The organism is Mucilaginibacter aquariorum (genome assembly GCF_024498135.1).
Classification (GTDB): domain Bacteria; phylum Bacteroidota; class Bacteroidia; order Sphingobacteriales; family Sphingobacteriaceae; genus Mucilaginibacter; species Mucilaginibacter aquariorum.
In genome coordinates this window covers 39,822-54,203 of sequence record NZ_JANHOH010000008.1, presented here as the reverse complement: position 1 = coordinate 54,203, position 14,382 = coordinate 39,822, and the positions used below count along the sequence as shown (strand labels likewise).

Here is a 14,382-nt window from a genome sequence, read left to right as displayed (position 1 = left end):
ATGGCATTAAAGACCGATACCAATGGATGCTGCCCATCCGGTGCCTATCCACTTACTTATGAAACTCTACCTTAATTTTTACAACTTCGGGTTTGCCATTGGTGTTGCCGGCCCAGTCTGGCCCGTCCTCTATTAAGCCAATCGCTTTATTATTTGCAACGGAGTTAAGGCTTTTTGTTACGGTAATATTGGTGATACTACCATTAGGGTTAACCGTGAATTTAAGTTCCACTGTCCCTTCCTTATTATCCGGGGTGATGGCGTTAAATCTTAAGTATTTTTTAAAACTGTCCCAGCCGGTTTTGGGGTGGGCACTTACTTGTTTTGTGCTATTAGCATGCGTAACCACCACTTCACTAAGGGAGTTTGAATTTGCATCCAATTCAACTTTTAAGCTGTCCGCGCCTTTTACATTTAATGTTTTGCTGTTATAACCTATATATCCAAACGCCAGTGTTTCATCTTTTTTAACGTTGGGTAAGGTAAACTTACCGTTCGCGTCCGTTTGTGTGGCGGCAGGTTTCCCTACTACCTTTACAGATACGCCCGGCAACGGCGAACCATCTATACGGTTTAATACCACGCCTGATACCAGGTTAAGCGGCACACCCGCGCTTATTAAGGCGGATGGGTTATTATCGCTCTGCTTACGGGGCTGCATTGTCGCGGCAACGCCGTCGGCCTTACTTTTTAGTACAGATAATGATGATGACTTATCTTTATTTACGGCCACATAACCGCCGCCTAAAACGGTATCCTGCTTTTGGTTAGCCATGTAATCTACTATCATATCCTCCACACGTGAGCTATCCGGCAATTTCTTCGCAACATCCATCGACCCAATATTTACCTCTGCTTCCGCAGCCGGAAATGGATTTGATAACTTACCAGCTAAAACAGGCACTTTGTTTTTATCTGTCGATCCTTTTGCCGTTGCAAACCCTTTGGCTTCCGGCTGTGAAACAACGGCTTCTATCTTTTCTTCCTTTAAAACCCGTGTTGTATCTGTTTGCTGGCTTTTTAGCGGCTGGTTCAGGGCTACCTTAGGACCCCCGGGCTTTTCGTCGCCCTGGTAAAGTATACCAGCAACTACTGCAAAGCCTATTACACTGGCAGCGATAGATATTATCGTCCAAGGTATTATGCGGCGGTTTTTAGTAGCTGTACGGGCTTGTAAGCGCTGCTGCAAGGCAATCAGGTTATCCTGCTGGTTACCCACCGTACCGTATCCCTCCATAGCATCCATTAAAAACGGATCGCTCTGTGCTTCGCGTTCTAATTTATGCATAGCACGGGCATCAAGCTCTCCGTTAAGATACTTCTGTATTTGCGATATGTAATCCCGTTTATTCACTGTTCTTCTCCAGGCAAATTTTAAGGTTGCGCTTTCCGTTTTGTATATAACTTTTCACCTCGTTCATGGTAAAGCCGGTTATATCGGCCACCTCTTTATAACACTTCTCGTCAAGGTAAAATAACTTTACGCTCTCTTTTTGTGCCGACGTTAACTTATCCATACACCGCTCCAGCGCCTGCATGGCTTCTTCGCGGTTCTCAGTATCAGGATGCAAAACCGGCGTAAATTCCATAAACTCATCTAAGGTTACGGTTTCCATTTTTTTACCGGCCCGCAATTGCATCAGGCAATAGTTACGACTTAATACATATAACCAACTCCTGAACTGTTTTATTTCGTGCTGATGTACCTTTTGTGCCAATTCTTCAAATATGGCCATCACGGCATCCTGCGCCGCTTCTTCATCTTTTAAATACTTTAGGCCAACACCATAAACAAGCGGCATATACTTTTCATACAGCTTACCCAAAACCGCTAAATCGCGATTTTTATGGTAACTGTTAAGCAAAGCTTCGTCTGCGGTATCTTCTGGTTTAATTGGTCTGGTAAAAAACTTCATGAAGCGGAGTGCAAAATAATTTTTTTTAACCGCTTATGGAAATCTTATCTGCAATGCATCCTGTAATAAAACGTAACAGATTATGAAAAAGTTTTTAGTGATCATTATGATGTTTGCCGCACTTACCGGATTTAAACGTGGCACAACACACACCATTAGCGGAACCGTATATTCTGCCGATGACAAATTGCCAATACCCGGCGTAACCGTTTTATTAAAAGGTACAAGTACCGGCACCCAAACAAATGCTAAAGGCTCCTATTCTATAACCGTACCCGATGGTAGCGCAACGCTCATCTTTAACTTTATTGGTTTTCAACCACAGTATATCAACATCGGCAGTAAAACTAAAATTGATGTATACTTAAAAGCAGCATCAAGTGCGTTAAACGAAGTAGTAGTAACCGCGTATGGGATACAGAGAAGAAAAGATGTAACCGGCAGCGTTGCCCAGGTAAAAAGTTCTCAAATGATCCGGGGCCTGGTATCGGGAGTTGCCGTTAACGGAGCACCCGGGGCCGCCCGCGAAGTGAAGATACGGGGAATAAGCAGCTATGGATATTTAGCCCCTGCCCCTGCAGAAGATAACGAAAGTTACAAAGGCATTACCGAAAATAGCTTTACCAATGCGGCGTCCACCCCGCTTTCAACCTTTTCTGTCGATGTTGATGCAGCCTCCTACAGTAATGTAAGGCGTTTTATCAATAACGGACAATTGCCGCCTGCAGATGCCGTGCGTGTGGAGGAAATGATCAACTACTTTATTTACAACCTGGCAGGCCCTACTGATAACAGTCCGGTTGCCATCCATACCGAGCTTTCATCTGCGCCGTGGAATACCAAACACCGCCTGCTGCGCATCGGCCTAAAGGCAAAAACCATTGCTACCAAAAATTTGCCGGCATCAAACCTGGTGTTTTTGATAGATGTATCGGGTTCAATGAGCAGTGCTAATAAATTGCCGCTGGTACAATCGTCCCTAAAAATGCTGGTGGACCAGCTGCGCCCGCAAGATAAAGTTGCCCTCGTAGTTTATGCCGGTGCTGCGGGAGTGGTGCTGCCATCAACCGGTGGCGACAAAAAAGAAACTATTAAAAACGCTATAGATAACCTAAGTGCCGGTGGATCTACCGCGGGAGGAGAGGGCATTAAACTGGCCTATAAAATCGCGACAGCAAACTTTATAAAAACCGGAAACAACCGCATTATACTGGCTACCGACGGCGACTTTAACGTTGGTGCATCAAGCGATGATGATATGGAAAAACTGATCGAAAAGAAACGCGAAAGCGGCATTTTCCTTTCTGTTTTGGGTTATGGTATGGGTAATTATAAAGACAGTAAAATGGAAACCCTGGCCGATAAGGGCAATGGTAACTATGCCTACATTGATAATATTACCGAGGCCCGCAAAACGTTGGTGAGCGAATTTGGCGGCACTTTGTTCACTGTTGCTAAAGATGTAAAACTGCAGATAGAGTTTAACCCGGCCAAAGTACAGGCCTATCGCCTGCTGGGTTACGAGAACCGCATTTTAAACAAGGAAGATTTTAATGATGATAAAAAAGATGCCGGCGATATGGGCAGCGGCCATACCGTTACCGCCTTTTATGAGATTGTACCTGCCGGGATAAAAGATGATTATATGGTTAGTGTTGATCCGTTGAAGTATCAGAAGAATGAAGTTAAAGTTGCTGCTTCGGGCTCATCAGAAATGATGACCATAAAATTCAGGTACAAAGAGCCGGTTTCATCCGTAAGTAAGATGAGCCAGGCAGTTGTTTACGATAAGCCTGTAGACTTTAAACTTACCTCAACCGATTTCAAATTTGCATCGGCAGTGGCGGAAGTGGGTATGCTGCTGCGCGATTCTAAATTTAAGCAAAAAGCCAGCTTTGCCCATGCCATTGCTACTGCCCGTGCCGGCAAAGGTGATGATAGTGAAGGTTACCGTTCGGAGTTTATCCGCCTGGCCGAGAGTGCGAAACTGTTAAGCAAAGGCACTGAATTGGCTAAGGTGAGTGATGATGAGTAAGTAAATAATAAAATGACATGTCATCCTGAGCCTGTCGAAGGATTAATGGTCGACAGGCTCACCATGACCCCCCACAGGTTGACGCCCCCACCACAGGATGACGTCCCCACCACGCGTCATTGCGAGGTACGAAGCAATCTCTTTAAGCAAATCCTTCATGCAAGGTGTACAACTATCCTAAAGAGATTGCTTCGTACCTCGCAATGACGATTAATTTTACACCCCGCTAAACGCTTCCAGATATTTATCAATATAGGCCTGCTTGGTTTTACTTTTATACTGCATTATAAACCGGGGGTGCTCCAGCGCTACTATCCTTTTGAAAAACCCGTGTCCGTCGTTCAGCTTCTTCAAAAACTTCTCGTTTTGCCCGGTGCCAAAACAGAATGCTACATCGGTATGGCAGCCCAAAGCAATTTGTTTTTTTATGTTATCGATCATAAAAGGGGTTACCGTAGTACAAAGTTCCCGGCTATCGTAATAGTTGTAATTCTTTTCCCGGCGTTTGTTGTCAATTGATGTAAAACCCAGCGGACAAAGCGAATTGATATAAAGCTTATTATAAAATGCTTCTACACCACCATAAGCGTTTATCATTTCGTAAACATAAACAGATGATGGTTCGTGGGTTAGCTTACCCTCATAAGCAATGCCGCATTCAGCTATCATGCGTTTGGGATCGGTAAACGGAACGCCCGTTAATCCGCCGCCAAACCTGCCGGGGTTAATACCAAGAATAAGGTGGCGTTTATTATCGTCGTTATAGTACTTACGATAAAATTCTGATGAGATCCGCAAGGCATTTTCCTCCTCTCTGTAAGGGTTCATGATGCGGATACCATTGGGCAATGGCGGGCCGGCATATTCCAGTTGCCGGTTAAAATCGATTACTCTATCTGCGAATGTCATAATCGTTATTCTTTTGCAGGATCTTGCCCAAACACTTTACTCAGCATATCATAAAGCCCGGGGTGTTTGGTCTGGAACTGGTCGGGTTTTTCAAAAAAGTATTCGGATACCACGGCAAAAAACTCCGCTTCGTTTGTTGTGGCATACATGTCAATATCCGAATGCCCTTCTTCTATCTTGTGGATCTCCTGGTGCATCATCCGCACCCAGGGCTCAATGTACTCGTGTGGCAGGAACCCCTCGGGGATGCCATCTGTAGCGCCATCGGCTTTATCCAGCAGGTGCACAAATTCGTGGATGCCGGTATTTTCCATACCTCCATTTTTGGAAAAGCCTTTTATGAGCGCGTTGCGCGATAATATCATTTGCCCGTTCATAAACCCGCTGCCTACCATGCCCATAATACTCCGGCCTTCGCCTTCGTTCCCTTCATACTGAAAAACTTTATCAAAGGTATCGGGGTATAAAAGCACGTTGGTTACGTTACGGTAAGTCCAGTCCTTAAAAGCGAAAATGGGTATCACCGCGCTTGATGCCACCATTATGCGGTCGGTATCGGTTATCATTAGACCTACACCTTCTATCCGCACAGTATTCAAAAACGTTTGTATCTTTTGCTCAAATATCGTTTTATCTGCATCGCTCAGCTTGTTATAATAATCTACATGCTCCGTAAGCAATGCCTTTAATTGCGATATAGGCCATTGTACCATTGGCTTTATATCGCGTTTAGCAAAGTATATAGCAATAATAATAACGAGCGCGATGATGAAATATAGCATGGTGGTATAGTAAGGAGGCAAGTTAATAAATAACCGTCATTGCTGTATTGCGGCAGCGATGTAATAAAAGCAGAATGTCATGGTGAGCTTGTCGAACCATTAGCGGGCTATACCCTCCGCGCGTCCTTCGACAGGCTCAGGATGACCCACATTAGTACAAACAAAAATAACGATGGGTAACCCCTTCGACGCTGCCGCGAGTTAGCGTAGCGTATCTCGTAACGGCACTGTGCCATGCAATAACACGAGCTGAAAGCTCGCGGCGGCAGGCACCACTAACTATTAGTGTTTAATAACCAAGTCGGTTACTGCCCCTATTGCCATTGCCAAAAGGAAAAATGTGATCATCCCCAACATGTAAGAGGCAAGTGCCTTAAAATAGGAGCTTGCCTTACTCTTGTTAAAAAATTGACCTATTGCCCAGGCAGAGTAAATTACTCCCACATAGCCGCCAAATTCCAGCAAATTATAATGTGTTATGCCGGTAACAATTGCAAAAACAGTGAAGATCAGCATCCCCATCCCCATAGTAAAACACAGGAGGATCAGAATTTCAAAAAAATTGTAGTCGTGCTTTTTGAAAAATAGTTTAGTCCATAACGCGATAAACATCCCCATCATGATATTCGCGTAGCCATAATGCCCGCTTATCCATTGAAAGATCAGCGCTGTAGTCGTTTTTTTTGAGTCTTCATATTTCACATAACCGTCCTCGATATGAAAAAAGTGATTTACGAGTGAATAGATCAAAGAAGTTATGATGATAAAAATAATGGGCTTTACAAGCCGGCTCCTATTTTCAGAAATAAAATGCCTCACACATTCCCCCGGTCGTATTAAAAGCTCCTTAACGGTGTATAATATCCCCCGTTCGACGTGTAAGATGTGTTCAATTTCGTGAACGATGTAATGGCTGTCAATTCTTTTAAGGACTGACGCTTGTCCGCAATTTGAACAATAGTTTTGATTTACTTCGGTATTGCAATTTTTACAATTAGGCATCTTACTGTCTAAGCTTTTATGAGTGATAAGTTTTACATAATGCCGGCGGTTTAGGCTTCAGCACAGGCCGAAATATAGCATTTCAACCTTATAACTTGCTAAAGGTAAATAGAATAATTTGTTCATCAATGAACCGATGCCCGAGTTTTGCGCGGCGTAACAATTAAATAACCGTCATTGCGAGGTACGAAGCAATCTCCGAACTTGGCAGGCCGCTTTGCATGTGAAGAGATTGCTTCGTACCTCGCGATGACGTGGTGGGGAGTGCGTACAAACAAAAAAAACGATGAGTAAACCCATCGCTTTTTTAAATCTTTCGGACTTTCCGACTACGGACTTCCGACTTATATCATCATCCTTACCGGCTCTTCCAGTAATGATTTTAATGTTTGCAGGAACGCGGCACCTGTTGCACCATCAACCACACGGTGATCACAGCTTAGGGTAACCTTCATTACATTGCCGGGTACTACCGCGCCATTTTTAACAACCGGCACTTGCGCTATACCACTAACGGCAAGGATACAAGCATTTGGTGTATTAATAATAGCGGTAAACTCATCAACACCAAACATACCAAGGTTTGATATGGTGAAAGTTGAACCTTCCATTTCGGCAGGTTGTAATTTTTTAGATTTCGCTTTACCGGCAAACTCTTTTACCTCTTGCGAGATGTGGCTTAACGATTTACCATCGGCATACTTTATAACCGGCACCAGCAAACCTTCGTCAACCGCTACAGCTACACCAATGTGCACATGCTCGTTGGTGCGGATCTTATCGCCCAGGAACGATGAATTAATAGCAGGGTGTTGTTTTAAGGCAACCGCGCAAGCTTTTAATACAAAATCGTTAAATGATATTTTAACCGGTGCAACCTCGTTCATTTTGTTACGGGCAGCAATTGCCTGGTCCATATCTATCGACATGGTAACGTAGAAGTGCGGCGCGGTGAACAAGCTTTCAGATAACCTTCTGCTGATAGCCTTACGCATCTGCGTAACGTTTCTTTCGGTAAATTTCTCTTCGCCTGTGTAAGTTGGCAATACAACCGGTGCTTTTTCTGCAGGGGAAGCAGCTGGTGCGCCTTCTTGCGGTTTAGCGGTTTCTGCAGGTTTTGCAGATGGTGTAAAGCCTTCTATATCTTTTTTGATGATACGGCCGCCATCGGCACTGCCTTTTACATCATTTAAATTAATGCCTTTATCTTTAGCTATTTTACGTGCTAACGGAGACGCCTTAACACGGCTGTCATCTTCTGTTGAACCCGCTGCAGTAGCAGTTGGCGCAGCGTCAGACGTTGCAGCTGGTGCGGCGGCTTCTTTTGATTCTTCAGCGGCAGCTTCTGCAGGTGCTTCAGCTCCGGCATCATTCTGTAATAACGGGGTGATATCGGTACCTTCTTTACCTACAATGGCAATAATGTCATTTACCTTTGCAGCTTCGCCTTCTTTAAGGCCAACATATAATAGTGTGCCTTCTTCGTAACCCACAACCTCCATAGTAGCCTTATCGGTTGCTACATCAGCAAGTGAATCATCTGCTTTTACTTTATCGCCAACTTTAAAGTACCATTTTTCAATAGTACCCTCGGTCATGGTATCGCTAAGCAATGGCATACGGATAACCGCTGCCGGTATGCTTGATAAGTCTACTTTTGGTTTTGCAGCAGCAGCCGGTGCAGCAGCCTTTTTATCTTCAGCAACGGCAGGTTTAGCTTCTTCGGCAGGTTTTTCTTCTGTTTTTGCAGGTGCAGCAGCGCTTTCTAAAACAGATTTATAATCTTCACCCTCTTTACCTAAAACGGCAATAACAGCATCAACCGGAACGGCGCTGCCTTCTTCAACACCTACATAAAGCAGGGTGCCATCCTGGTACGATTCAAAATCCATAGTGGCTTTATCGGTTTCTATCTCGGCCAAAACATCGCCCGATTTTACCTTGTCGCCAACTTTTTTATGCCATTTCGCCAATACCCCTTCGGTCATGGTATCGCTCATTTTAGGCATTTTAACTACTTCAGCCATATACTGTGATGAATATTGTTAATATTTATAAATATAAGATATTAGTCGCGGATGTAAGGATAATCCTGTTGTACATAAACATCAGTATAAAGTTCTGATGCATCAGGCCAAGGCGATTCTTCGGCAAATTTAACTGCCTCTTCAACCTGTGCCTTAATTTTAGCATCTATCTCTTCAAACCATTTATCATCAGCATAACCTTCTTTTTGTATAGTTAGTTTTACTGTTTCAATAGGGTCTTTTGTTTTGTAGCTTTCCAGCTCTTCCTTGGTACGGTATTTCTGCGGATCGCTCATCGAGTGGCCTTTGAAACGGTATGTACGCATTTCTAAAAAGGTTGGGCCTTCGCCGCGGCGTGCGCGTGATACAGCTTCGTCCATTGCATTGTGTACTGCAACCGGGTCCATACCATCAACCGGTGATGACGGGATACCGTAAGGCAAGCCTAATTTGTAAATATCTGTTTGTATGGTAGTACGCTCTACCGAAGTACCCATGGCGTAACCATTGTTTTCGCAAACAAAAATTACAGGTAGCTTCCATAACGCGGCCATATTAAAGGTTTCGGTTAGTGCACCCTGGCGCACGGCACCATCGCCCATGTAGGCAATGTTTACGTTATCGGTCCCTTTGTACTGTTCTGCAAATGCGATACCTGCACCCATCGGGATCTGGCCGCCTACAATACCATGCCCGCCATAAAAATGGTTTTCCTTGTCGAACATGTGCATCGAGCCGCCTTTGCCTTTTGAGCATCCGGTTGCTTTACCGTACATTTCGGCCATGATAGCGTTAGGGCTTGTGCCTTTTGCCAAAGCGTGAGCGTGATCGCGGTATGCGGTTATCAAACTGTCTTCGTGGCGTATAACAGACATGGCGCCTGCTAATACAGCTTCCTGGCCTATGTACAAGTGGCAAAATCCGCGTATTTTTTGCTGACCGTATAATTGACCGGTTTTTTCTTCAAACTTACGCATCAGTAGCATAGACTCATACCACATCAGGTAGGTGTCTTTAGTTATTTCGATTGAACTCATTTATTAAATAAAGTTTCTATGAGAAAGTGCAAATCTAATTATATCCTGCAAATAACCGAAACTGGAACGAATTTGTTAGCATGATTTGATTAAATTTTTAAAGCGCCATTCCAATGCATGCATAGCATTTTTATAAAAAGCGAAATAACATTTGGAAGTGGTGTAAAATGTACGCTTTGTACGAGCGCGAAAACTGCATTTTCCACAATTTTCTTTTCAAAAAAAATCTTATCAAATGCAATCGAACCAATACTTTTAAGGGGCGAATTTGGACGTTTTAAAACCCTTTTTAGGCTTTTCTAAGTAGTCATCTATGGGCTGAATTTACATGCCCTGTTTTTGCACAGCCCGAATCAAGGACCCTCCGATAACTCAACGACAATTTCAAAAAATGGAAACGATCAATACTTTAACGATATAATTATTACTACCAATTAAAAACATTGCTTAAATCGTTATAGGAAAAAAACCTTACGATTAATTTGGTAATTAAAAATTATTGGATAGTTTTGTATCCAACAATAGACACAACGTCCGATTTAATATACATTTGCTGTCCTAATTCAGCAATTAAAGGGATTAAATGAAGAAAACAATAATTGCTATTGCATTATTTATGAGCGTTTTAGCAGCTCATGCTCAAACAAAAAACGCTCCTACTCCAGCAGCCGAATCGGCCGAACAAGAGAGTTTAGCAAAAGATTATTTATCACAAATAATGGGTGTTGCGGTATCTGCAACCTCAAATATGAAACTTTTCCATTTTGTATACGATTGGATAGGCACACCTTACCGTTTTGGAGGTAGCTCAAGAAGAGGCATTGATTGCTCGGCATTTACAAAGCAGTTATATAGTGATGTATTCAATTTAACTATCCGCCGTAGTTCACGCGATATTTTCAGCATGGTTAACCCTGTTAGTAAAGACGATCTGAAAGAGGGTGATTTAGTTTTCTTTAAAATTCACAGCCGCAGCATATCACACGTTGGCATTTACCTGGGTAACAACAGGTTTGCGCATGCATCATCAAAAGGTGTTGCAATAAGCAGCTTAGACGATGCGTACTATAGCCGCTATTTTTATAAAGGCGGCCGTTTATTAGAATCATTTAAAAGTGAACTTTCGGCGTCATCAACTGACGACGATGAACCAGCTAACTAAGTAAACCTAAATTATATCTTAATCCTTTCACTAACTCTGAAAGGATTTTTTTTTGCCCCGCATGAAAACCCGGTTAATATTATTTCTTTCTGCTTTTATAGTAATTACCGGATGCCGTAACCTGCCCGAAAAGAAAGCCATCGCAGAAAACCCGGTTACAGAAACAGCGAAACCTGTTATTAAACCAATATCAGATACTATAAATATTGCAGCCGTGGGCGATATTATGCTGGGATCTTCATACCCTGACAGTACTTTTTTACCACCCGATAGCGCCAGAAACAGCTTTAAATATGCACTGGAAGATCTGCGCAAAGCCGACCTTACTTTTGGCAACCTGGAAGGGGTATTGCTGGATACCGGCGCACCTGTTGGTTATAAGCTACGGTTTAAAAACAAAGGCTATTTGTTTAGGATGCCAACAAACTATGGCGGTATTTTTAAAGATGCAGGGTTTGATGTACTAAGTGTTGGCAATAACCACTCTAATGATTTTGACCGGCCCGGGCGAAAAAGCACTATCAAAATTTTGGATAGCCTGGGTATAAACACGGCCGGCTTTAAAAGCCATCCCTCAAAAAAATTCACTTTAAATGGCGTTAGATATGGCTTTTGCGCGTTTTCGCCAAACGGGCAAACTGTATCTTTATTGGAGATAGCGGCTGCGAAGAATCTAATTCAGCAGTTAAAAGCTAATAGTGATATTGTGATCGTTTCTTTCCACGGCGGTGGTGAAGGTACCGAATATGAACATGTGCCTGCGGATACAGAAATATTTAAAGGAGAAAACCGCGGTAACCTGCGCGCATTTACCCATGCGGCAGTTGATGCCGGCGCTGATGTAATATTTGGTCACGGCCCTCATGTTAGCCGCGCAATGGAACTATACAAAAACAGGTTAATAGCTTACAGCCTGGGTAACTTTGTTACCTATAAAGGTGTAAGCGTAAGTGGCGTTTGCGGCCTGGCGCCTTTATTAAAGCTTCGCATTAATAAAAAAGGCGAATTTTTAGATGGGCGGTTAATATCCTACATACAAAACCACCAAACAGGTTTAAGGCCCGATGCTTTAAACCGCACGGCGTTTCGCATAAAAACTTTAACCGAGGCCGATTTTATTCAGCCCGGTTTAAGTATTTCCGATTCGGGAGCAATTACCCCTTTGGTTACAAATTAAGCTTCGTCCTTTGTGTTGCGCACAAGGCTTATCCCCGTAAAAAAGAAGATTATTGAAATTAAACCTACAACAATTAATGTAGTTGCTGCACCGGTGTGCTGAATAATTTGGACACCGGTATAAATTAAGCCAACAATTCCCAATACGGTAAGTATGGCTCCGAAAGTACGTTTTAAGTTCATGTTTTATAATTAGTTATGTGTAAACAACTATTCATTAACCACTATCACATCGCTTTGTTTGCTTATGCTTATTTGCTTATAATAACTGATATATATCATAAATATGTAATTTACTTAAGGGTGGATGTATGATTTTGCAATGTATTACGTTAATAATATCGTAAGTGCCTCGCATTTACATTGTGATAAGGTTTAGGTTGAAAGTCCCCGGGCAGCGAGTGCCTGGGGCTTTTATTTTTTATAGCCTTAAGTAATCCCGCCCATTTTATACATCTTCGTTCCATATTGATATATATTATAATATAATGAATGATATAAAAGCAAAGCTGCATGCGTTGTGCGTTGCTTACGTACAAACCCGCATGAAAGCCGCCGAACAGGCAATTGCCGAGGCGCAACAATCTCAAAATGATGATACTAAGAGCAGCGCCGGTGATAAATATGAAACCGGCCGCGAAATGGCGCAGCAAGAGACCAATCGTAACCTTGCTCAACTGAACGAGGCCAACAAGCTAATGGTAGCCTTAAACCAGATCTCGTATAACGGCACATCGCAAAAAGCAGAAACCGGCAGTGTGATATTTACCAATAATGGCAATTTTTACCTGGCTATTAGTGCGGGGACGTTGCTTTTAGATGGCAAAAACTTTTTCGCGGTATCACCCGCATCGCCAATTGGCTTTAAACTGAAAGATAAAAAAGCGGGCGAAGAATTTATTTTAAATGATAAAACTTATCAAATACAGTCAATTATTTAATTTTCCGGCCTATAAATTGTGCTTATTTATAAAATAAAAAATATAGTTTAACAAATTATTGTACAATTGATTGATTTCTATTCTATATTTGGTGTAAACAAATAAATGACAGCTCATAAACTGATCATTACTAAACTATTTTTTGATGAACATATTCGTAGGAAGCCTTCCGTACTCATTAGAGGAAGCAGATTTACAAGAGCTTTTCGAAGCTTATGGTGAAGTAACCACCGTGAAAATTATTATTGACAGAGAATCCGGCAGAAGCAAAGGTTTTGGATTTGTTGAAATGTCTGATGACGAAGCAGCACAAAAAGCAATTTCAGGCTTAAATGGTTCTGAAGTTAGTGGCCGCTCAATTGCCGTTAGCCAGGCAGAAGACAAAAAACCAGGTGATCGCAGAAGCGGTGGCGGTGGTTTTGGTGGTGGCAACCGCGGCGGCGGTGGCGGTGGCTACTCAAGAGACAACAACAGAGGTGGCGGCGGTGGCGGCTACTCAAAAGATAGCAGAGGCGGCGGCGGCGGTAGCCGTTGGTAATAATCTGTACAGATTAAAAGCAGAACACTGTTAATATTTGCGGTGTTTTGCTTTAATTTATTTTGAAACACGCTCTCATAATTTTGTTAGCGTGCTTTTTATTGCCTTTTTTTAAGGATAATGCTTGCTATATTAATAATATTTTACCCGCTATTTTTCTGTGATATAGCTAATTAACCCGTGTGCCCGGCATTTTGTTAATGGGGCAAATAAATTCTTGTTTGGATAGATAAGATTTTAAGGGGCTTTGATACTTTTTATTATTTTTGTCAAAAACCATAACCAATGAGCGAACTCATTAAGAAACAAGTAAATGATGCAAAAGCTTTAATGGACAAAGCAATTGCCCATGCAGATAGCGAATTAACCAAAATACGTGCAGGTAAAGCCAACCCATCAATGTTGGATGATGTTAATGTTGATTACTACGGCACCCCTACTCCGTTGAGCCAGGTAGGTAGCGTAAACACTCCGGATGCACGTACTATTATTGTACAGCCATGGGAAAAATCATTATTACCTGCTATAGAAAAAGCTATTAAAGAAGCCAACCTGGGTGTTAACCCACAAAATGATGGCGTTATTATCCGCATTAATGTTCCGCCATTAACCGAAGAGCGTCGTCGCGACCTGGTTAAAAAAGCGAAAGGTGAAGCTGAAACCGGTAAAATTGCTATACGTAATATCCGTAAAGATGCTAACGAAAAAATCAAAAAATTAAAAACTGAAGGTGTATCTGAAGATGAAATTAAAGTTGGTGAGGCCGAAGTGCAAAAACTGACTGATGCTTACATCATTAAGGTGGATCAGCTATCAGAAGCAAAAGAAAAAGATATCATGACGGTTTAAGTTTTTAA

General features: G+C 42.4%; 14 protein-coding genes. 6 read left to right on the top strand and 8 right to left on the bottom strand.

All coding sequences use genetic code 11. From position 1 onward, the window contains the following. Window positions 1–52: 52 nt before the first annotated feature. Both NPE20_RS27000 and NPE20_RS21230 read right to left on the bottom strand, forming a co-directional pair. Window positions 53–1,354: a carboxypeptidase-like regulatory domain-containing protein gene (locus tag NPE20_RS27000; protein WP_256540713.1), complete on the bottom strand. Its 1,302-nt coding sequence runs from the start codon at window positions 1,352–1,354 to the stop codon at window positions 53–55. Beyond that, window positions 1,347–1,916 carry an RNA polymerase sigma factor gene (locus NPE20_RS21230; protein ID WP_256540712.1) on the bottom strand — a complete coding sequence of 190 codons (570 nt, stop codon included), beginning with the start codon at window positions 1,914–1,916 and terminating at the stop codon, window positions 1,347–1,349. The genes NPE20_RS27000 and NPE20_RS21230 overlap by 8 nt, the downstream gene beginning before the upstream one ends. A gap of 82 nt (window positions 1,917–1,998) precedes the next feature. Between NPE20_RS21230 and NPE20_RS21225 the strand changes: the two genes are divergently transcribed. Then, entirely contained in the window at window positions 1,999–3,951 is a 1,953-nt protein-coding gene (locus NPE20_RS21225; RefSeq protein WP_256540711.1) for a vWA domain-containing protein, read from the top strand. 216 nt (window positions 3,952–4,167) lie between these two features. Here the strand turns inward: NPE20_RS21225 and NPE20_RS21220 are convergent, their stop codons facing one another. The 5 genes from NPE20_RS21220 to pdhA all read right to left on the bottom strand — a co-directional run bounded on the left by NPE20_RS21220 (window position 4,168) and on the right by pdhA (window position 9,708). Next, entirely contained in the window at window positions 4,168–4,860 is a 693-nt protein-coding gene (locus NPE20_RS21220; RefSeq protein WP_256540710.1) for a uracil-DNA glycosylase family protein, read from the bottom strand. Between the two features lie 5 nt (window positions 4,861–4,865). Continuing rightward, a complete protein-coding gene (locus tag NPE20_RS21215; protein WP_256540709.1) occupies window positions 4,866–5,642 on the bottom strand; it encodes a M90 family metallopeptidase in 777 nt (258 codons plus the stop codon). 282 nt (window positions 5,643–5,924) lie between these two features. Continuing rightward, window positions 5,925–6,644 (bottom strand): DUF3667 domain-containing protein, encoded by a 720-nt coding sequence (locus NPE20_RS21210; protein WP_354003284.1) that lies wholly within the window; start codon window positions 6,642–6,644, stop codon window positions 5,925–5,927. 344 nt (window positions 6,645–6,988) lie between these two features. Next, window positions 6,989–8,671 carry a dihydrolipoamide acetyltransferase family protein gene (locus tag NPE20_RS21200; RefSeq protein WP_256540708.1) on the bottom strand — a complete coding sequence of 561 codons (1,683 nt, stop codon included), beginning with the start codon at window positions 8,669–8,671 and terminating at the stop codon, window positions 6,989–6,991. Window positions 8,672–8,712: 41 nt separating this feature from the next. Next, entirely contained in the window at window positions 8,713–9,708 is a 996-nt protein-coding gene (gene pdhA / locus NPE20_RS21195) for a pyruvate dehydrogenase (acetyl-transferring) E1 component subunit alpha (RefSeq protein ID WP_256540707.1), read from the bottom strand. Between the two features lie 583 nt (window positions 9,709–10,291). Here pdhA and NPE20_RS21190 point away from each other — a divergent pair. Together NPE20_RS21190 and NPE20_RS21185 are read left to right on the top strand one after the other, a co-directional pair. Next, window positions 10,292–10,870: a C40 family peptidase gene (locus NPE20_RS21190; protein WP_256540706.1), complete on the top strand. Its 579-nt coding sequence runs from the start codon at window positions 10,292–10,294 to the stop codon at window positions 10,868–10,870. Window positions 10,871–10,931: 61 nt separating this feature from the next. Next, entirely contained in the window at window positions 10,932–12,047 is a 1,116-nt protein-coding gene (locus NPE20_RS21185; RefSeq protein ID WP_256540705.1) for a CapA family protein, read from the top strand. Here NPE20_RS21185 and NPE20_RS21180 read toward each other — a convergent pair. Then, the gene (locus NPE20_RS21180) at window positions 12,044–12,229 is read right to left on the bottom strand and encodes a hypothetical protein (protein ID WP_256540703.1); all 186 of its coding nucleotides are present in this window, start codon (window positions 12,227–12,229) and stop codon (window positions 12,044–12,046) included. The genes NPE20_RS21185 and NPE20_RS21180 overlap by 4 nt on opposite strands. A gap of 305 nt (window positions 12,230–12,534) precedes the next feature. On the opposite strand from NPE20_RS21180, the gene NPE20_RS21175 reads away from it, so the two are divergent. The 3 genes from NPE20_RS21175 (at window position 12,535) to frr (ending at window position 14,374) form a co-directional block, all read left to right on the top strand. Next, entirely contained in the window at window positions 12,535–12,987 is a 453-nt protein-coding gene (locus NPE20_RS21175; RefSeq protein WP_256540702.1) for a 3-oxoacyl-ACP synthase, read from the top strand. A 145-nt stretch (window positions 12,988–13,132) separates the two neighbouring features. Continuing rightward, window positions 13,133–13,525 carry an RNA-binding regulator gene (gene rbp, locus NPE20_RS21170; protein WP_256540701.1) on the top strand — a complete coding sequence of 131 codons (393 nt, stop codon included), beginning with the start codon at window positions 13,133–13,135 and terminating at the stop codon, window positions 13,523–13,525. Window positions 13,526–13,810: 285 nt separating this feature from the next. Beyond that, window positions 13,811–14,374 (top strand): ribosome recycling factor, encoded by a 564-nt coding sequence (gene frr, locus NPE20_RS21165; protein ID WP_256540700.1) that lies wholly within the window; start codon window positions 13,811–13,813, stop codon window positions 14,372–14,374. The last annotated feature ends 8 nt before the right edge of the window (window positions 14,375–14,382 follow it).